The organism is Chromohalobacter moromii, from assembly GCF_023091865.1.
GTDB lineage: Bacteria > Pseudomonadota > Gammaproteobacteria > Pseudomonadales > Halomonadaceae > Chromohalobacter > Chromohalobacter moromii.
The window spans coordinates 212,772-231,456 of record NZ_JAHXDI010000004.1; the positions used below are offsets into that span (position 1 = coordinate 212,772).

Annotated in this window: 16 protein-coding genes; 9 read left to right on the forward strand and 7 right to left on the reverse strand. The window is 60.5% G+C overall.

Translation table 11 applies throughout. The features are described from left to right. Window positions 1-354 precede the first annotated feature (354 nt). The 7 genes from gyrA to KZO83_RS13950 all read left to right on the forward strand — a co-directional run bounded on the left by gyrA (window position 355) and on the right by KZO83_RS13950 (window position 11,186). Window positions 355-3,057 (forward strand): DNA gyrase subunit A, encoded by a 2,703-nt coding sequence (gyrA, locus tag KZO83_RS13920; RefSeq protein ID WP_247621222.1) that lies wholly within the window; start codon window positions 355-357, stop codon window positions 3,055-3,057. A gap of 54 nt (window positions 3,058-3,111) precedes the next feature. Beyond that, window positions 3,112-4,197 carry a 3-phosphoserine/phosphohydroxythreonine transaminase gene (gene serC, locus KZO83_RS13925; protein WP_247621223.1) on the forward strand — a complete coding sequence of 362 codons (1,086 nt, stop codon included), beginning with the start codon at window positions 3,112-3,114 and terminating at the stop codon, window positions 4,195-4,197. Continuing rightward, window positions 4,190-5,311 carry a prephenate dehydratase gene (gene pheA, locus KZO83_RS13930; RefSeq protein WP_247621224.1) on the forward strand — a complete coding sequence of 374 codons (1,122 nt, stop codon included), beginning with the start codon at window positions 4,190-4,192 and terminating at the stop codon, window positions 5,309-5,311. Before serC ends, pheA begins: the two co-directional genes overlap by 8 nt. Continuing rightward, window positions 5,312-7,564 (forward strand): bifunctional prephenate dehydrogenase/3-phosphoshikimate 1-carboxyvinyltransferase, encoded by a 2,253-nt coding sequence (locus tag KZO83_RS13935; RefSeq protein WP_247621225.1) that lies wholly within the window; start codon window positions 5,312-5,314, stop codon window positions 7,562-7,564. Further along, the gene (cmk, locus tag KZO83_RS13940) at window positions 7,561-8,259 is read left to right on the forward strand and encodes a (d)CMP kinase (RefSeq protein WP_040241723.1); all 699 of its coding nucleotides are present in this window, start codon (window positions 7,561-7,563) and stop codon (window positions 8,257-8,259) included. The genes KZO83_RS13935 and cmk overlap by 4 nt, the downstream gene beginning before the upstream one ends. A 194-nt stretch (window positions 8,260-8,453) precedes the next feature. Next, window positions 8,454-10,136 carry a 30S ribosomal protein S1 gene (rpsA, locus tag KZO83_RS13945; protein WP_040241722.1) on the forward strand — a complete coding sequence of 561 codons (1,683 nt, stop codon included), beginning with the start codon at window positions 8,454-8,456 and terminating at the stop codon, window positions 10,134-10,136. A 297-nt stretch (window positions 10,137-10,433) separates the two neighbouring features. Then, entirely contained in the window at window positions 10,434-11,186 is a 753-nt protein-coding gene (locus KZO83_RS13950; protein ID WP_247621226.1) for a VIT1/CCC1 transporter family protein, read from the forward strand. 104 nt (window positions 11,187-11,290) lie between these two features. Here the strand turns inward: KZO83_RS13950 and KZO83_RS13955 are convergent, their stop codons facing one another. The 4 genes from KZO83_RS13955 to KZO83_RS13970 form a co-directional block, all read right to left on the reverse strand. Then, window positions 11,291-12,031 (reverse strand): RNA methyltransferase, encoded by a 741-nt coding sequence (locus KZO83_RS13955; RefSeq protein ID WP_178997237.1) that lies wholly within the window; start codon window positions 12,029-12,031, stop codon window positions 11,291-11,293. 179 nt (window positions 12,032-12,210) lie between these two features. Next, window positions 12,211-13,854 (reverse strand): chaperonin GroEL, encoded by a 1,644-nt coding sequence (gene groL / locus KZO83_RS13960; RefSeq protein ID WP_040241719.1) that lies wholly within the window; start codon window positions 13,852-13,854, stop codon window positions 12,211-12,213. A 76-nt stretch (window positions 13,855-13,930) separates the two neighbouring features. Continuing rightward, window positions 13,931-14,221, reverse strand: a complete 291-nt coding sequence (locus KZO83_RS13965) for a co-chaperone GroES (protein ID WP_040241717.1) — start codon at window positions 14,219-14,221, stop codon at window positions 13,931-13,933. Between the two features lie 179 nt (window positions 14,222-14,400). Further along, a complete protein-coding gene (locus KZO83_RS13970; RefSeq protein WP_040241714.1) occupies window positions 14,401-14,916 on the reverse strand; it encodes an FxsA family protein in 516 nt (171 codons plus the stop codon). Between the two features lie 196 nt (window positions 14,917-15,112). Here KZO83_RS13970 and KZO83_RS13975 point away from each other — a divergent pair, with 196 nt between their 5' ends. Then, window positions 15,113-15,874, forward strand: a complete 762-nt coding sequence (locus tag KZO83_RS13975) for an SDR family oxidoreductase (RefSeq protein ID WP_247621227.1) — start codon at window positions 15,113-15,115, stop codon at window positions 15,872-15,874. Between the two features lie 87 nt (window positions 15,875-15,961). Here the strand turns inward: KZO83_RS13975 and KZO83_RS13980 are convergent, their stop codons facing one another. Continuing rightward, window positions 15,962-16,234 carry a ComEA family DNA-binding protein gene (locus KZO83_RS13980; RefSeq protein WP_247621228.1) on the reverse strand — a complete coding sequence of 91 codons (273 nt, stop codon included), beginning with the start codon at window positions 16,232-16,234 and terminating at the stop codon, window positions 15,962-15,964. Window positions 16,235-16,460: 226 nt separating this feature from the next. On the opposite strand from KZO83_RS13980, the gene pyrF reads away from it, so the two are divergent. Next, entirely contained in the window at window positions 16,461-17,162 is a 702-nt protein-coding gene (pyrF, locus tag KZO83_RS13985; protein ID WP_247621229.1) for an orotidine-5'-phosphate decarboxylase, read from the forward strand. Between the two features lie 3 nt (window positions 17,163-17,165). On the opposite strand, the gene lapB is transcribed toward pyrF, so the two are convergent. Then, window positions 17,166-18,350, reverse strand: a complete 1,185-nt coding sequence (gene lapB, locus KZO83_RS13990) for a lipopolysaccharide assembly protein LapB (RefSeq protein WP_247621230.1) — start codon at window positions 18,348-18,350, stop codon at window positions 17,166-17,168. Beyond that, the gene (locus KZO83_RS13995) at window positions 18,351-18,656 is read right to left on the reverse strand and encodes a lipopolysaccharide assembly protein LapA domain-containing protein (RefSeq protein ID WP_040241700.1); all 306 of its coding nucleotides are present in this window, start codon (window positions 18,654-18,656) and stop codon (window positions 18,351-18,353) included. Between the last annotated feature and the right edge of the window lie 29 nt (window positions 18,657-18,685).

Here is an 18,685-nt window from a genome sequence, read left to right on the forward strand (position 1 = left end):
AGCCTATTCCGTCACAAAGGGGCTCATTATGGCGAAACGCCAGGGCGGGTGCCACTCCCCCAAGCGGATGCACTTGTTCTGCGGCATGTAAGGAAGCGTGTTCTTCTTGCGCTGGTGCGGCGCACGCGATTGCATTGACCAAGCCTGCCGCATCGCCATGTGAAATGGTATGATGGCGTGATTCGGGCCCTGTTGAGGCTGGGCCCGCCATCGAAGCTCAATGATTGCTGTGACGGCCATTGGCGTCGAGCGCTGAAGAGTGGCTTGCGGGGCTTCGTGCTTCGTGAGGCCGCTGTTCGTTTCATTCAGTGCCATGACCGATGGTATGGCGCGGTGCAAAGGATTGAACGACCCATGGGTGAGATCGCCAGAGAAATTCTGCCAGTCAATATCGAGGACGAGCTTAAACAGTCGTATCTCGATTACGCCATGAGTGTGATCATCGGCCGTGCGTTGCCGGATGTACGGGATGGCCTTAAGCCCGTGCATCGGCGCGTATTGTTCGCCATGCATGAACTCAGCAATGACTGGAACAAAGCCTACAAGAAATCGGCCCGTGTCGTGGGTGACGTGATCGGTAAATATCACCCGCACGGGGATAGCGCGGTCTACGACACCATCGTGCGTATGGCGCAGACATTCTCGATGCGCTATGTGCTGGTCGATGGCCAGGGTAACTTCGGTTCCATCGACGGCGACAGCGCGGCGGCCATGCGTTACACCGAGGTGCGCATGGCACGCCTTGCCCATGAGCTCCTCGCCGACCTGGAAAAAGATACCGTCGACTGGGTCGACAACTACGATGGCACCGAGCGTATTCCCGAGGTGCTGCCGACCAAGGTCCCTAACTTGCTGGTCAACGGGGCCTCGGGCATCGCCGTGGGCATGGCGACCAACATCCCGCCGCATAACATGCGCGAGGTGATCGATGGTTGCCTGGCTCTGATCGATGACTACACGCTGAGCATCGACGATCTCATGGCGTATATTCCGGCTCCCGATTTCCCCACCGGGGGGATCATCAACGGGCGCGCGGGGATTCTCGATGCCTACCGTACCGGGCGCGGGCGCATCTATGTGCGGGCTCGTCATACCATCGAGCATGACGACAAGACCGGGCGCGATCACATCATCGTCACCGAGCTGCCGTATCAAGTGAACAAGGCGCGCTTGATCGAGAAGATCGCCGAGCTGGTCAAGGACAAGCGTATCGACGGCATCGCCGAGCTGCGCGACGAGTCCGACAAGGAAGGCCTGCGCGTGGTGATCGAGGTCAAGCGCGGCGAATCCGGCGAAGTCGTCGTCAACAACCTGTTCGCGCATACCCAGTTGCAGACCGTATTCGGCATCAACATGGTGGCGCTGGATAACGGCCAGCCGAAGATCCTCAATCTCAAAGAGATTCTCGAGGCGTTCATTCGGCACCGTCGCGAGGTGGTGACGCGGCGCACGTTGTTCGAACTCAAGAAGGCGCGCGACCGTGGCCATATCCTCGAAGGCCTGGCCGTGGCGATCTCCAACATCGATGATGTGATCGAACTCATCAAGGCGTCGCCCTCGGCCACCGAAGCCAAGGAAAAGCTGATCGCGCGTGCCTGGCAGCCGGGGCAGGTCACCGGCATGCTCGAGCGCGCTGGGGCGACGTCCTGCAAGCCGGAAGATCTCGACGAAGGCTACGGGCTCGCCGACAACGAGCGTGAATATCGGTTGTCGCCGGCTCAGGCGCAGGCCATTCTGGAATTGCGCCTGCACCGTTTGACGGGGCTCGAAACCGAGAAGCTTCTCGACGAATATTTATCGATCCTCAAGCGTATCGCCGAACTCAACGAGATTCTCGCTTCGCCGGAGCGCCTGCTGGAGGTCATTCGCGAGGAACTCGGCGCGATTCGCGACCAGTACGGCGACGACCGTAAGACCGAGATTCAGGCCAGCCATCTGGACCTGACCATCGAGGATCTGATCAACGAAGAAGACATGGTGGTCACCATCTCGCGCAGCGGCTATGCCAAGACACAGCCGCTTTCCGACTACCAGGCTCAGCGGCGTGGCGGACGTGGCAAGTCGGCGACCACCATGAAAGACGAGGACATCATCGAACACCTGTTGGTGGCCTCGACGCATGACACCATGCTGCTGTTCTCCAATCGCGGTAAGGTCTACTGGCTCAAAGTCTACGAGATGCCCAACGCTAGCCGTGGTTCGCGCGGCAAGCCGCTGGTCAACATGCTGCCGTTGGATGATGGCGAGTCGATCAATGCCATCCTGCCGGTACGTGAATACCGCGACGACTGCTACATCTTCTTTGCTACCGCCAAGGGAACCGTCAAGCGGACCTCGCTGGAGCAATTCTCGCGGCCGCGCAGCGTGGGCCTGATCGCCATCGACCTCGAAGAGGACGATCGTCTGGTCGGTGCCGCGATCACTTCCGGCAACGACCATGCGATGCTGTTCTCGTCCAATGGCAAAGCCATTCGCTTCGAGGAAGGCAAGGCGCGCGCCATGGGACGCACCGCCCGCGGTGTGCGGGGTATGCGCCTGCAAGGCGACGCCGAGGTGATCAGCTTGATCATTCCGCAGTCGTTGACCATCGATGCCGAGGCTGACGATACCGATGACGTTGCCGAGGAAGCCCCGGCCCAGCGCGTCAGTGAGGATCAGGTCTATATCCTGACCGCCTCTGAGAACGGTTACGGCAAACGCACGCGTCTCGATGAGTTCCCGTTGCGTGGGCGCGGCGGACAAGGGGTGATCGCCATGCAGACCTCGCGGCGCAACGGCGCCTTGGTGGCGGCGATCCAAGTCCGCGACAGCGATGAAATGATGCTGATTACCGATAAGGGCACCTTGGTGCGCACGCGGGTCGAAGAAATTTCGGTCAGTTCGCGCAATACGCAAGGGGTTACTCTGATTCGCACCGGTGAAGGCGAGCATCTTGTCGCCACGGTGCGGGTCGATGAGCCGGCCGAGGAGGCAGCTCCCAATGAAGAAGAAGGAGTGGTGGTCGACGAGGTAACACCTGCGCCGGATGATGACGACGAGGCGCCACAAGGCGATTGAGTCTCAATGCGGCCGCTCCTTCGGAGTGGTCGCTTTACGTTTGGAATCACGCTGATGACACGCAAGTTCAACTTCTGTGCCGGCCCAGCGGCACTTCCCGATCCCGTGCTCGAGCGCGCCCGCGACGAGTTGCTCGACTATCAGGGCCATGGCTTGTCGGTCATGGAAATGAGCCACCGTAGCGATGCCTTTGCGGAGATCGCTGCGCGTGCCGAGCGCGACCTGCGCGCGCTGCTAGCCGTGCCTGACAATTATCGCGTCCTGTTCATGCAGGGCGGCGCCTCCAGCCAGTTCGCGATGGTGCCTTATAACCTGCTGGGTACGGGCGGTACGCCGAACTATCTGTATACCGGTATTTGGGGCAAGAAGGCGGTTGCCGAAGCGCGTCATCTTGCGGGCGCGCACGTGGCGGCTTCCAGCGAAGCCAATGGGTTTACGGCGGTGCCGCGGCCCGAGGACATCGTCTTGTCGTCGGATGCTGCCTATCTACATTACACGGCCAATGAAACAATCGGTGGCCTGGAATTCGATTATATTCCCGAGATTGGCGACGTGCCGCTGGTGTGCGATATGTCTTCATCGATTCTCTCGGGCCCGCTGGATGTGTCCCGCTTCGGCGTTCTCTATGCCGGGGCCCAGAAGAATATCGGCCCGGCGGGGCTGACCTTGGTCATCGTGCGTGACGACCTGCTCGAGCGCGCCTTGCCGAATACACCGACCATGTTCAACTATCGGGTCATGGCCGAGAACGGCTCGATGTTCAATACGCCGCCGACGTATGCCTGGTATCTGGCGGGGCTGGTCTTCGATTGGTTGCGCCATGACATGGGTGGGCTCGAGGCGATGGACCGACTCAACGCGCGCAAGTCCGAAAAACTGTATGCAGCCATCGATGCCAGCGACTTCTATTCCAGCCCCATCGCCATGCCCAATCGCTCGCGCATGAACGTGCCGTTCGTGCTGGCCGATGAGTCGCTCAACGGTGCGTTCTTGAATGATGCCGAGGCGGCGGGGCTTTTGAATCTCAAGGGCCACCGCAGTGTAGGCGGCATGCGAGCCAGCCTCTACAACGCCGTGCCGGAAGCGGCAGTGGACGCGCTGGTCGATTTCATGCAGGAGTTCGAACGACGCCATGGCTGATCACGATATGTTCGATAACAATGCCTCTATCACGCCGGCCGACCTGCCGGCACTGCGCGAGCGAATCGATACGCTGGATAGCGAGATTCTCAAGCTGATCAGCGAGCGCGCGCATTGCGCACAGCAGGTGGCGCAGGTCAAAACCGACAGTGATCCGCAGGCGACGTTCTACCGCCCCGAGCGCGAAGCTCAGGTGCTGCGTCGTATCATGGCGCTCAACAAGGGCCCCCTGGACGACGAGGAAATGGCACGCTTGTTCCGCGAGATCATGTCGGCGTGCCTGGCGCTGGAGCGGCCGGTCAAGGTGGCCTATCTCGGTCCCGAGGGCACGTTCACCCAGCAGGCAGCGCTCAAGCATTTCGGCGACAGCGCGGTGAGCTTGCCGATGGCGGCCATCGATGAGGTCTTTCGCGAGGTGGAAGCGGGAGCCGCGCATTTTGGCGTGGTGCCGGTGGAAAACTCCACCGAGGGGATCGTCAACAGCACCTTGGATACCTTCATGGATGCCAGCCTGCGCATTTGTGGCGAGGTAGTGCTGCGCATTCACCATCATCTACTGGTGTCCAACAATACGCGCCGCGACAAGCTCTCGCGCATTTATTCGCATCCCCAGTCCCTGGCGCAGTGCCGCAAGTGGCTGGACGCGCATTATCCCAATGCCGAGCGGGTGCCGGTGTCCTCCAACGCCGAAGCGGCGCGCCTGATCAAGAGCGAATGGCACAGCGCCGCGATCGCCGGCGACATGGCCGCCAAGCGTTATGAGCTCGAGAAGGTCGCCGAGAAGATCGAGGACCGTCCCGACAACTCGACACGCTTTTTGATCATCGGGCACCACGACACGCCGATCTCCGAGGATGACAAGACCTCCATCGTCGTCGCCATGCGCAACCAGCCCGGGGCGCTGCACGACTTGCTCGAGCCGTTCCACCGCCACAAGATCGATCTGACACGCGTCGAGACGCGGCCGTCACGCACTGGGGTCTGGAATTACGTGTTCTTCATCGACTTCAAGGGGCATCGTGACGATCCGCAGGTCGCGGCGGTGCTGGAAGAGATTACGTTGCGTGCTGCCGAGCTCAAGGTGTTGGGGTCCTATCCCGTGGGTGTGTTGTAAATGTCGGAGCAGTCCTGTGCGCCGACCGAGCGCGGTATCCTCATCATTGGATTGGGCCTGATGGGCGGTTCGCTGGCGGCGGCCTTGAAAGAAGCGGGTTTTGCGGGGCGTATCCTAGCCTGTGATCGTGACGCTGACGAAGTAGCGCGCGGCATCGATATGGGGCTGATCGACGCAGGCAGCACCGAGCTGGCACCTTTGGTAGCCGAAAGCAGCTTGATCGTGCTGGCGGTGCCGGTATTGGCGATGGAGGCTGTGCTACGCGAATTGGCGCCGCATCTAGGCGAACAGGTGATCACCGATGTCGGCAGTACCAAAGGTGCCATCGAGGCGGCGGTAGAGCGCGTCTTTGGTGACATCCCGCCGCGCTTCGTACCGGGGCACCCGATTGCGGGATCCGAAAAAAGCGGCGTGGCGGCGTCCAATTCCGCGCTTTATCACCGGCACAAGGTGATACTGACGCCGCGCGCCGATACCGATCCCGAGGCCTTGGCGCGCGTTCGCGTGCTATGGGCCGCGTGTGGGGCGGAGCTGCTGGAGATGGACGTGGCACGCCACGATCAGGTCTTGGCGCGGACTAGCCATCTCCCGCATTTATTGGCGTTTTCGTTGGTCGACACCCTGGCGCGTCAGGACGAGCGCCTGGAGATCTTTCGCTATGCGGCGGGGGGCTTTCGCGATTTTACGCGTATCGCCGGTAGCGACCCGGTCATGTGGCGCGATATCTTCAGCGCTAACCGCGAGGCGGTGCTTGGCGCACTGGATGAGTTCGAAGCGGGTGTCGCCCGTTTGCGCCGTGCCGTGACCGATAATGATGGCGATGCCATGCTGGCGATCTTCGATCGTGCCAGTCATGCGCGGCAGTATTTCGATACGCTTTTGAACCAGACGAGTTATCAAGCGATGGAACAACGCAATATCCGTTACCGCGTGACTCCCGGTGGCAATGTGCGCGGTCGGATCCGCGTGCCGGGGGACAAATCGATCTCGCACCGCTCGATCATGCTTGGCGCGCTTGCCGAGGGCGTGACCGAAGTGCATGGCTTCCTCGAGGGCGAGGATAGCCTGGCGACGCTGCAGGCGTTTCGTGAAATGGGGGTGGCCATTGAAGGTCCTCACCAGGGACGCGTGACCGTGCATGGCGTTGGCCTGCATGGCCTGACGGCGCCTTCCGGCCCTCTTTATGTGGGCAATTCGGGCACCGCCATGCGCCTGTTCGCGGGCTTGCTGGCCGGGCAGGCCTTCGATACCGAGTTGACCGGCGATGTGTCGCTCAACAAGCGGCCGATGGGCCGCGTGGCCGATCCGCTGCGCGAGATGGGCGCGGTGATCGAAACCGCTGAAGGTGGTCGACCGCCGCTGACGATTCGCGGTGGCCAGGCATTGCGTGGCCTTCGTTATGACATGCCCATGGCCAGTGCCCAGGTTAAGTCCTGTCTCTTGCTGGCGGGGCTCTATGCCGAGGGTGAGACGCGGGTGCGCGAGCCGGCACCGACCCGCGATCATACCGAGCGTATGCTCAATGGTTTCGGTTATGCGGTGCAACGCGACGCTGACGAAGCTTGGCTACAGGGTGGGGGGCGCTTAACGGCGTCGCCTATCGACGTGCCCTCGGATATCTCGTCGGCGGCGTTCTACCTGGTGGCGGCGGCCATCACGCCGGGCTCGGATCTGCTCCTAGAGCATGTGGGAACCAATCCGACACGCATCGGGGTCATCAATATCCTCAAGGCCATGGGCGCCGATCTCGAATTGCTCAATCCTCGGGAAGTCGGTGGCGAGCCGGTCGCTGATATTCGCGTTCGCCATGCACCGCTCAAGGGCATCGATATCCCGGTGGATCAAGTGCCGCTGGCCATCGACGAGTTTCCCGTGTTGTTCATCGCTGCGGCCAATGCCGAAGGCGTGACCCGCTTGCGGGGGGCGGAAGAATTACGCGTCAAGGAATCCGATCGCATCCAGGCGATGGCCGATGGTCTGGCGATCCTGGGCGTTGAGAATACCGTCCATTCCGATGGCATCGACGTCGTCGGTCGCGCCGACGCCTGCGATACGCATGTCGCGCATTATCGCGGCGGGCATGTCGATAGCCTGGGCGATCATCGCATCGCCATGGCCTTCGCCATTGCCGCCCTGCGTGCCGAGGGCGAGATCGTGATCGATGACTGCGCCAATGTGGCCACGTCGTTCCCGGGATTCGTTGACCTGGCGCGCCGCGTAGGGCTGTCGCTCGAAGAACAGGAGGCGTCATGAGCTTGTCGCACAGCGACGTGCCCGTACTGACCGTCGACGGACCCGGCGGCGCAGGCAAGGGGACCGTGAGTCGCCTGATCGCCGAGCGCCTGGGCTGGCACCTGCTCGACTCCGGGGCACTGTACCGTCTGACGGCGTTGGCAGCACTCAAGCATGGCTTGGCGCTGGACGATGAAGCTGCGTTGGCGGCTTGTGCCGAAACCTTGGATGTCCGCTTCGTGGCGTGCGATGGCGAAACGCGTATCGAGCTGGAAGGGCGTGACGTGAGTGGCGACATTCGCACCGAGAAGGTCGGCGACGTTGCCTCGCAGGTGGCATCGTTACCTCGGGTGCGTGATGCGCTGCTGACGCGCCAACGCGACTTTCGCGACATGCCAGGGCTAGTGGCGGATGGACGGGATATGGGCACGGTGGTATTCCCCCATGCGCCCTTGAAAGTCTACCTGACGGCCTCAGCGGAAGAGCGGGCGCGGCGACGCCATGAACAGTTGCTGAACGCCGGTCGGGATGCTAATCTAACGAGTCTTCTAGAGGAAATTAAGGCTCGTGACGCGCGCGACATGCAGCGTGCCGTGGCGCCACTCAAGCCGGCAGACGATGCCGTTTTGTTGGATAGTACGAGTCTTGCGATACCGGACGTGGTGGAGTGTATCGAAAGGCTGCTTAGTGCACGTGGGCTCGGCCTCCCGAACTGAGCAGCTGGGGTGAAACGGGCACCCATCCGGAGACCCTGGCCAGACGTTATGACGTGCGCGGGCGATAACCGAGAGCCTTCGCAGGTCGAACCAGCGCCAACGTCCCCAGGGGTATGTAGGAAAGGCCCGCGCTTGCTGGTGGTGCGGAGAATGAGCGGCCTGGCCGCTATTAACGTTGATCACGTAGGAACAACATGAGCGAAAGCTTTGCTGAACTGTTCGAACAGTCTCTCCAGGATATCAATATGGAACCCGGTGCCATCGTCATGGCAACCGTGGTCGACATCGAAGGTGACTGGATTACCGTCAACGCGGGTCTGAAGTCCGAGGGTCAAATCCCCGTGGCGCAGTTCCGTGATGACAATGGCGAATTGACCATCTCCGTGGGTGATGAAGTCAAGGTTGCCCTTGAAGCCGTCGAAGACGGTTTCGGCGAGACGCGTCTGTCTCGCGAAAAGGCCAAGCGTGCCGAGGCCTGGAAAGAGCTGGAAGCGGCCTTCGAGAAGGACGAAATCGTCAAGGGCGTGATCAACGGCAAGGTCAAGGGCGGCTTTACGGTCGATGTCTCTTCCATCCGCGCTTTCCTGCCCGGTTCTCTCGTCGACGTCCGTCCGGTACGCGATACTGCTCACCTCGAGCACAAAGAGCTGGACTTCAAGGTCATCAAGCTCGATCCCAAGCGTAATAACGTCGTGGTTTCTCGCCGTGCCGTTCTCGAAGCCGAGAACAGTGCCGAGCGTGAAGCGCTTCTGTCGACGCTTCAGGAAGGTCAGCAGATCGACGGTATCGTCAAGAACCTCACCGACTACGGTGCGTTCGTCGATCTGGGCGGCGTCGATGGCCTGCTGCACATCACCGACATGGCGTGGAAGCGCATCAAGCATCCCAGCGAGATCGTTGCCGTTGGTGATGAGGTCAACGTCAAGGTGCTCAAGTTCGATCGCGAGCGCAACCGTGTGTCTCTCGGCTTGAAGCAACTGGGCGAAGATCCGTGGGTCAACATCAAGGATCGTTATCCGGAAAACACCCGCGTCAATGCTCGCGTCACCAATCTGACGGACTACGGCTGCTTTGCCGAGCTCGAGGAAGGTGTCGAAGGCTTGGTTCACGTCTCGGAAATGGACTGGACCAACAAGAACATCCATCCCTCGAAAGTCGTCCAGGTCGGCGATGACGTGGAAGTCATGGTGCTGGATATCGACGAAGAACGTCGTCGTATTTCCCTGGGCATCAAGCAGTGCACCACCAATCCGTGGGAAGACTTCAGCGCGCGCTATAACAAGGGCGATCGCGTCTCTGGCACCATCAAGTCGATCACCGATTTCGGTATCTTCATCGGCTTGGAAGGTGGCATCGACGGTCTGGTCCACTTGTCCGATATTTCTTGGAGCGAAACCGGCGAAGAAGCCGTGCGCAAGTTCAAGAAGGGCGACGAAGCCGAAGCGGTCATTCTCTCGATCGATCCGGAACGTGAGCGTATCTCGCTCGGCATCAAGCAGCTCGAAACCGATCCGGTCTCCGAGTACTTGGCCGTCAACGACAAGGGTGCCATCGTCACCGGTCGCGTTGTCGAAGTCGATGCGAAGGAAGCGCACGTCGAGTTGGCCACTGATGTCGTGGCGGTACTCAAGGCTTCCGAGATCAGCCCCGACCGCGTCGAAGATGCACGCAACGTGCTCAACGAAGGCGATAGCGTCGAAGCCAAGATCGTCGGTGTCGATCGCAAAAATCGTGCGATCAACCTGTCTGTGAAGGCGAAAGATCAGGTCGATACGCGCCGTGCGATGGGCAAACTGCGCGATCAGGAAGCTGAGCCGGAGTCCTCAGGCCCGACCACCATCGGTGATTTGATCAAGCAGCAGATGGGCGGCGAATAAGCCTGCGCATCACCGTCGCGTCCCGCACGCGACGGTCTCGGCTTGATAGCCACATGAAAACCGTGCCTCTCGCGAGGCACGGTTTTTTTATGCATCATTCCCGGGTGGTGCGATGCGCCCGTGCACCCCGGCTCGCCTGATTGGCCGACAGGTTTGGCTCGCCGGTGCTAAGCTAATCTCGAACGAGAGTTGCTGCCGGTGTCGATGATGCAAGCGGAGCGTTGGCATCTGACGTCGACTCGGGGGGACTCAGCGCTTCTCGAGAGTCACGTCTTCGCTTTCCACGAGCGCTTCGTCATGCCAATCCCGAGCCGTCAGCGCCTTCTTACCGATCACCAGCCCGACGCCGTCCAGGCACGACTGAGCATATCGCCGAGAGCATCGACATTGCCCGATGCCGTGCTTGGGGGCATCGATGGTTGTGTGACCACTTTCGCGGTGGTCTCGGGCGCCTTCGGCGCTGGATTCTCGCCGCAGGTGGCGCTCGTGCTGGGCTTTGCCAACTTGCTGGCCGATGGCTTGAGCATGGCGGTCAGCAATTACGAGGCGGGGCAGGCGCAGTTAGCCCAGATCGCCAGCGCGGAGCGCACCGAACATCGGCATATTGCCCTGGTGCCTGAAGGCGAGCGCGAGGAAATTCGCCAGCTGTTTCGCGCCAAGGGGTTCGAGGGCGAGTTGCTCGAGCAGGTCGTGGCGGTGTTGTGTCGCGATCCCGAGGTCTGGGTGAGCACCATGTTGCGAGAAGAATATGGCTTGTCACGCGAGGGCCTGAGCCCCCTGCGCGCTGCGCTCGTCACTTTCTTGGCCTTTCTGGTGGTGGGGGCGTTGCCCTTGGTGCCGTACGCGGTGCCGGGGCTGGGTGCCGTCACGCAGTTCCTGACAAGCCTGGGGGTAGCCGCTGGTGTCTTCCTGGGTATCGGCATGCTGAAAAGTGCGGTCTACGGCCTGCCGGCCTGGCGGTCGGGGCTGCGGACATTGTTCATGGGCTCCGCCGCCGCCGGGCTGGCATTCATCACGGGGCATGGCGCGCAAATGCTGCTAGGCGGCTAGAGATGGCGTAGGTGGTCCCATCGGTGTGGCCACGGGCGAGAGGCATGTGTTAGCGCAATGCCAGCCCGGAGTGTGCTCGGCCTGGGCCGGCGCGACGCTGGGACCTACGAGGAGGAACGCGGATCACTGCCCGCTTTCTCCAGCGTCGATAACACGCCTCGCAGAATGGACAGCTCCTTGCGGGATGGCTGTGCACGCGCGAAGAGTGCGCGCAGGTGATCCTCGGTACGCGCGTGGGGTTGGGTCAAAAACCCCGATGTCACCAGTGCCTCGTGCAAATGCGTCTCGAAATGGGCCATCTGGTCGCGGGTCGGTAGCGAGGGCGGCGTTTGCGGAGTCGCGGGACTGGCCTGGTGATGACGCCATGCACGGCGTACTTCGTAGGCGAGTATCTGCACGGCTTGTGCAAGATTGAGTACACCGTAATCCGGGTTGGCGGGGATGCTGACCTGATGCGTGCAATGCCGAATTTCATCGTTGGTCAGGCCGAAGCGCTCGCGCCCGAACACCAGTGCCACCGGAGCATTTTGTGCATGCTCGATCAGCTCGGACGCCATGGGCTCGGGATCGTCGAAATGAGGCAGGGGTAGGCTGCGCAGACGCGCGCTGGCGCCGACGACTTGGACGCAATCTCCGACGGCTTGTGAAATGTGCTCGACAACGCGCGCGTTGTCGAGCACATCGGTGGCGCCAGCGGCCAGCCGAGTGGCCTCTTCGTCGGGAAAGCAACGCGGATTGACCAACACCAGGTCACTCAGGCCCATGGTTTTCATCGCGCGCGCGGCTTGGCCAATGTTGCCGGGATGGAATGTCTGAACGAGTACGATACGTATATTGGAGAGCATAGAAAATCGCGAGGCAGTCTAGGGCAGGGCGATAGTGTACTTGGGCTACGGGCTACGGGCTACGGGCTACGGGCTACGGGCTACGGCACCGGTGAGCGGCCGATAACGAAAAACCCCTGCCGGTCGCCCGGCAGGGGTTTCGAGTCACGGGACAGCGCCCGGGAGTCGGTAGGCGGTGTTTACATCATGCCGCCCATGCCTCCCATGCCGCCCATGTCCGGTGCGCCGCCGCCGGCTTCCTTCTCGTCCGGATCGTCGGCGATCATGGCTTCGGTGGTGATCATCAAGCCAGCCACGGAGCCTGCAGACTGCATCGCGCTACGCGTGACCTTGGCGGGGTCGAGAACGCCCATTTCGAACAGGTCGCCATACTCGCCGGTTTGTGCGTTGTAACCGTAGTTACCTTCACCGGCTTTGACCTGATTGACGATGATGGACGCTTCCTGGCCTGCGTTGGTCACGATCTGACGCAGCGGCGATTCCATGGCACGCAGGGCAATGGCAATGCCGTGGGTCTGGTCTTCGTTCTCACCCTTGAGGTTGGCGAGATTGCCAAGGATGCGTACCAGTGCGGTACCACCGCCAGGCACCACGCCTTCTTCGACGGCAGCACGTGTGGAGTGCAGCGCATCTTCGACGCGGGCCTTCTTCTCCTTCATCTCGAACTCGGTCGCGGCACCCACACGGATGACGGCGACACCGCCTGCCAGCTTGGCGACACGTTCCTGAAGTTTTTCACGGTCGTAGTCGGAGCTGGTGTCTTCGATCTGAGCGCGGATCTGGCTGACACGCGCTTCGATGTCGGACTCGACACCGGAACCATCGATGATGGTGGTGTTTTCCTTGGACATGGTGACGCGCTTGGCGCTACCCAGATGATCCAGGTTGGCTTGCTCGAGCGTCAGGCCGACTTCCTCGGAAATCACGGTGCCGCCAGTAAGAATGGCGATGTCCTGCAGCATGGCCTTGCGACGGTCGCCGAAGCCGGGTGCCTTCGTCGCTGCGACCTTGACGATGCCGCGCATGGTGTTGACCACCAGTGTCGCCAGCGCTTCGCCTTCGATGTCCTCGGCGATGATGCCCAACGGCTTGCCGGACTTGGCAACCGCTTCCAGCACCGGCAGCAATTCGCGGATGTTGGAGATCTTCTTGTCGACCATCAGCAGGTACGGATCTTCCAGTTCCACCATCATGGTGTCCTGGTTGGTCACGAAGTAGGGCGACAGGTAACCACGATCGAACTGCATGCCTTCGACGACTTCCAGCTCATCTTCGAAGCCACGGCCTTCGTCGACGGTGATGACGCCTTCCTTGCCGACTTTCTGCATGGCGTCGGCGATGATCTCACCGATACGCTTGTCGCCATTCGCAGAAATGGTACCCACCTGGGCGATGGCCTTGGCGTCGGTGCACGGTACGGAAAGCGACTGGATTTCCTTGACGGCAGCATCGACGGCCTGGTCGATACCACGCTTGAGATCCATCGGGTTCATGCCCGCGGTCACGCCTTTCATGCCTTCAGTGACGATCGACTGGGCGAGAACGGTTGCGGTAGTGGTGCCATCACCGGCCACATCAGAGGTCTTGGAAGCAACTTCCTTGACCATCTGCGCGCCCATGTTCTCGAACTTGTCCTTGAGCTCGATTTCCTTGGCGACGGAAACCCCGTCTTTGGTCACGGTCGGTGAGCCGAAGGATTTTTCCAGTACGACGTTACGGCCTTTGGGCCCGAGGGTGACCTTGACGGCGTCGGCCAGGATATTAACGCCGCGCGCCATGCGCTTGCGGGCATCATCGGAGAATTTGATCTGTTTAGCTGCCATTTCTAGCTCTTCCCATTAATGGCGCGATCAAGTCGCGCAAACGTGAAACGAAAATGTGACTGGTGAGCGTTGTGAATTACTCGGCAACGGCCAGAATATCGCTTTCGCTCATGATCAGGACTTCTTCACCGTCGATTTTTTCTTTCTCGACGCCAAAGCCATCCTTGAAAATCACCGTGTCACCCACCTTGACGTCCAGCGGGCGCACTTCGCCATTTTCGAGAATACGACCGTTGCCGACAGCAAGAACTTCACCGCGGGTCGGTTTCTCTTGAGCGTTACCCGGAAGCACGATGCCGCCAGCGGTCTTTTGCTCTTCTTCCATGCGACGGACGACGACGCGATCGTGCAAAGGACGGATTTTCATTGCTCACGTTCTCCTGATGGTTCTATGGATCATAGGATAATCCCGTTGAGCCAAGCCCAAGGGTGAAGGCAGTGCCTTCTGTTTATAAGGCCGACGCATCAAGGCGTTACGGCCGAATCATCTGTTAGGGGCTTGATTGGGTCGACGTATCCACTTTCAAGGGCCCTTCATGAATTTTTTCAATGCCGGGAATCGTCCTTCCCTATGTAGTCGCCTTCGATCGGTTGCTCGTCATTCGTTTGGCTGTTTTGCGAGGCTTTATCCGAGCGCCGCGTGTGCTCGTGCCAATCATTGCCCGTGGTTTTCTCCTGAGTCGCGCCACCGGAGCCCATCGTAAAAATTCGGCCGCGCCATCCACCGCGTTGAAGCCCTCGGCCCAGCAAACGACGGCTACTCGGGATGAGGCAAAGCAGCCCCAAGCCGTCTGACAGGAAGCCGGGAGCGACCAGTAATGCGCCGCCGAAGATCAGAGCGGCCCCGGTAATCAGCTCGTCCGAAGGAAGTTCTCCCTGAGCAAAACGGCTCTGGGCGCGTTGTAGCGTCTGCACCCCTTCGCGGCGAATCAGATGGAGACCCAGGGCCCCGGACAGCAGTACCAATGCCAGCGTCGGAAGCAGACCGATCTGCCCTCCGATTGCGAACAGCACTACGAAATCGAGTAGCCCGAAAAGCGTAATGAAAAGTAACAGTGGCATGGCGGCTCCGTGTGATCTCAACTTTCCAGTAGATGGTGGCATGCGTGTGAATTGCAAGGGAAACGGCGCGGTGATGCAAGCACGCTGTGATTGCTTCGTGGAGACGCTATGCATCGCATGCTAAGCTCTTCATGTTGCGGTGCACAAAAAGAGCCACGAGGTCCGGGCTCATTACTTGAAAGCGGGAGGTGTCGCCATGCAGCTTGATGGGGCGGTGGTAGGTATAACGGGAGGTGCCCAAGGTCTGGGATTGGCGATGGCGGCTGAACTCGGGGCATTGGGCGCGCGTCTTGCATTGTTCGACCGGCAAGAAGAGATGTTGAGCGCTGCGGTTGCTTCATTGGCGGAGCGTCACATCTCCGCATACGCCTTCCTGGTCGACGTAACCGATGAAGACGCCGTGACCCGCGCATTCGCGCAACAACGTGAATCGCTGGGTCCGCTTGCTGTGTTGGTCAATAATGCGGGCGTCACCCACGATGGGCTGCTGGTGAAAGGCAGCGCGGGGCATATCGAGAAACGCATGACGTTAGATCAGTGGCGACAGGTCATCGACGTCAACCTGACGGGCGTCTTCCTATGCGGGCGTGAAGGTGCGACGCAGATGGTGGAGGCAGGCCAGGGCGGAGTCATCATCAATGTCTCGAGTATCTCGCGATCTGGCAACATGGGGCAGGGCAATTACAGTGCCTCCAAGGCGGGAGTGGCGGCGCTGACGGTTACCTGGGCGAAGGAACTGGCACGCCAAGGGATCCGAGTGGCGGCGGTGGCACCCGGGTTCATCGAAACCGAGATGACGTCGTCCATGCGCGCCGAAGTACTCGAGAAAATCAGCAAGGGCATTCCTTTGGGACATCTGGGGCAGCCGGATGATATCGCCTCGAGCGTGCGTTATATCGTGGAAAACGACTATTTCACGGGGCGGGTGCTGGAATGCGATGGTGGTCTGAGGATCTAATGGCTCGTCAACGTTTCAAACGGCACTTGATGCCGGCTGCAAAGACGCTCGCCGAGTGCCTCCCGTGCGAGCGTCGATAGGGCGGTTTCAGAACGTGACACGGTCGTCCAGGTCTTCCACCGTTCCTTCGCCGATGCCCTTGACGCGGGTCAGGGCGTCGAGCGAGGCGAAAGGTCCATTCGCGTTGCGATCCTCGATGATCGCCTGTGCCTTGACGTCGCCGATGCCTGGCAGTTGGGTCAATGTTTCGGCAGAGGCTTGATTGATGTCGATAGGCGCCGAGGCATCTTCCTGGGCGACCGCGAGGGTGGAGACGCTTAACGCCAGCGTCAGTAGGGCACAGCTCAGCAGTTTCTTCATACAACCTCTCCTTTAGAAAAATCTTATTGATCGGCTTCACCATACCCAGATTTCCATGATTGAAATGTCATCTTTTAATGACGTGATTTGTAAGCTAATGACTACAAAATGAGATTGTTCTTAATAAGAGACGGTTGGGTGGAATACTCGCGAGATGCTATGTGGCGAAGTTGGGCGGCGGTATAATGTTGCCGTTGCTGCCACCCTATTATTTGCAGGAGACATCATGCCGCGCCCCGACACGCCGTTGATCATCGCTCTCGACTACCCTGATCTTGACCAGGCGCTTGTCATGGCTGACCGGTTGGACCCCGCGCGCTGCCGGGTCAAGGTCGGCAAGGAGCTATTCACGCGCAGTGGCCCGCAGATACTCGAGGCACTGCATGCTCGTGGCTTCGAGGTATTTCTGGATCTCAAGTTTCACGATATTCCCAATACGGTGGCGGGCGCCGTCGAGGCGGCGGCGGATCATGGCGTGTGGATGGTCAACGTCCATGCGGGTGGCGGGCGTCGCATGATGGAAGCGGCCAGAGAACGGCTCGAGAAGCGCCGGCTCACCACGCATCTGATAGCGGTGACGGTGCTCACCAGTATGACGCGTGAGGATCTCGCCGAGATTGGCATCGATGACGATCCATTATCTCAGGTCGAGCGTTTGGCGGCACTCTCGCAACGCAGCGGGATGGATGGAGTGGTGTGTTCAGCGCAGGAAGCGACGGCGTTGCGCGCACTATGTGGCGATACTTTCTTGAAGGTCACGCCGGGTATACGCCCCAGCGCTTCGAATGGCGACGATCAACGTCGTACGTTGACGCCGGCACGGGCGTTGGCGGCGGGGAGCACGCACCTGGTGATCGGCCGGCCGGTGACGCAAGCCTTGGATCCGATGGCGGCATTGGTCGATATCGAGCACGAGATCGGCCGCTAGCGGTTATTCGCCTTCAAGCCCAGTGATGGGCTTGGTGGTCCCCCAGCTTTGGCAGCGCGGGCATTGCCAATGCAATTGGGCGCTGCCGAAACCGCAGCGATGGCAGCGGTGGCGGGGGCGTGCCGCGAGTAGTTTCTGGGTGTGCTGTTTGAGCAGCAGCAGGCGCTCGCGGTCGCCATGATCCTCGCCGATTAGGTAGAGGTCCATGAGATAATCGACGCCACGCAAGCTCGGGTGCGCTTGCAGCTGCTCACTGATGAGCTCGATGGCCGCTTCCTGGCTATCCGTGCGCAGGCGGGACGCCGCTAGCATGATCACCACGCTGGTGTAGTGCGTCTCTTGCAGTTTCGCTTCCAGGAAGGCACACCAGCCCGCTTCGTCCTGAAGACGCCGATACGCCTCGTGCAAGGGGTCGAGTATGACGGGAAGGAATCCGGGGTCCTGCTCGGGGATACGGGTGAGATGACGAATGACCGCCTTGTAATGTCCTGTGTCTCGTTCGAGTTCGGCGAGTAGCCATGTGGCTCGGACACAGCGTTCATCGATCGATAGGGCTTGGCGCAGACGCTTGCGAGCCACGCTGGGGCTTGCATTGTGCCGATCCCGCTGGGCGAGCTCGCAAAGCCAGTGAGCGGCGGCGCGTTTGATATCGGCATCTTGGCGGATGAGCTGCGGCGTGGCGACATCCAGCGCTTGCTGCCACTCTTTCTCACGTTGGAGCAGATCGACCAGCAAGCGTTTGGCAGCGTCGCGCAGTCCCTCGTCGGGGGTGTCCTTGACCAGTGTTTGCAGCAGGCGTTCGGCGCGATCGAGCAATCCCAGGTTCAGGAAATCCCGCGACAATTCCAGTTGCACGAGCCCCCCTTGGTAAGGGGTCAGCGTCGGGCGCGCTAATAGATTTTGATGGATCTTGACGGCGCGGTCGGCCTCGCCGCGTGAACGGAACAGGTTACCCAGCGCAATGTGCGTTTCGATGGTGTCGCTGTTGACCTCGAGCGCTTGCACGAACGTCTCGATGGCCTGATCCGGCTGCTCGTTGAGCAGATGATTGAGGCCAATGAAGTAGTCCCTGGGCAACGACACTTCGGGGGATAGGCGTTCGCGAGCGCGCCGGCGCTCGCGACGTCCGAGCCACCAGCCGATGGCAATCGCCGCGACCAATAGGCCAAGCAGCAGTGGATCAAGCATTCAGGGCGCTTCCTTGAACTCCTGGGTGCGTAGCCGATCCAGTTCCTTGCGCTGCTGTTGATTGTGGCGTTGGGCACGCGTCAGGAGCGTGCGCAGCCGCAGATAGATACCCGTCATGGCCAGCATGCCGAGAATCACGCCACAGGCCAACGATATCAGCAACCAAAGAGACAGCGAGGCGGGTGGCAGTTCGACCCATATCAAGTCGAGCGGCATGGCTTGTTGGTTATTGACGGCAAACAGGATGCCGAGCAACAGGACGACCAGCAAGATGATGGCCAGCACGACACCTTTAAACCAACGCATGGGCAGGTTCCTTTTGCATGGAGATATGG

Excerpts from the sequence above, each read along its gene's own strand:
- KZO83_RS13980 (WP_247621228.1), bottom strand. The coding sequence starts at position 16,234 with ATGAAGAAACTGCTGAGCTGTGCCCTACTGACGCTGGCGTTAAGCGTC.
- lapB (WP_247621230.1), bottom strand. The coding sequence starts at position 18,350 with ATGCTTGATCCACTGCTGCTTGGCCTATTGGTCGCGGCGATTGCCATC.
- cmk (WP_040241723.1), top strand. The coding sequence starts at position 7,561 with ATGAGCTTGTCGCACAGCGACGTGCCCGTACTGACCGTCGACGGACCC.
- pyrF (WP_247621229.1), top strand. The coding sequence starts at position 16,461 with ATGCCGCGCCCCGACACGCCGTTGATCATCGCTCTCGACTACCCTGAT.
- groL (WP_040241719.1), bottom strand. The coding sequence starts at position 13,854 with ATGGCAGCTAAACAGATCAAATTCTCCGATGATGCCCGCAAGCGCATG.
- KZO83_RS13935 (WP_247621225.1), top strand. The coding sequence starts at position 5,312 with ATGTCGGAGCAGTCCTGTGCGCCGACCGAGCGCGGTATCCTCATCATT.
- KZO83_RS13975 (WP_247621227.1), top strand. The coding sequence starts at position 15,113 with ATGCAGCTTGATGGGGCGGTGGTAGGTATAACGGGAGGTGCCCAAGGT.
- gyrA (WP_247621222.1), top strand. The coding sequence starts at position 355 with ATGGGTGAGATCGCCAGAGAAATTCTGCCAGTCAATATCGAGGACGAG.
- KZO83_RS13950 (WP_247621226.1), top strand. The coding sequence starts at position 10,434 with ATGCCAATCCCGAGCCGTCAGCGCCTTCTTACCGATCACCAGCCCGAC.
- KZO83_RS13965 (WP_040241717.1), bottom strand. The coding sequence starts at position 14,221 with ATGAAAATCCGTCCTTTGCACGATCGCGTCGTCGTCCGTCGCATGGAA.
- KZO83_RS13970 (WP_040241714.1), bottom strand. The coding sequence starts at position 14,916 with ATGCCACTGTTACTTTTCATTACGCTTTTCGGGCTACTCGATTTCGTA.
- KZO83_RS13995 (WP_040241700.1), bottom strand. The coding sequence starts at position 18,656 with ATGCGTTGGTTTAAAGGTGTCGTGCTGGCCATCATCTTGCTGGTCGTC.
- rpsA (WP_040241722.1), top strand. The coding sequence starts at position 8,454 with ATGAGCGAAAGCTTTGCTGAACTGTTCGAACAGTCTCTCCAGGATATC.
- pheA (WP_247621224.1), top strand. The coding sequence starts at position 4,190 with ATGGCTGATCACGATATGTTCGATAACAATGCCTCTATCACGCCGGCC.
- serC (WP_247621223.1), top strand. The coding sequence starts at position 3,112 with ATGACACGCAAGTTCAACTTCTGTGCCGGCCCAGCGGCACTTCCCGAT.
- KZO83_RS13955 (WP_178997237.1), bottom strand. The coding sequence starts at position 12,031 with ATGCTCTCCAATATACGTATCGTACTCGTTCAGACATTCCATCCCGGC.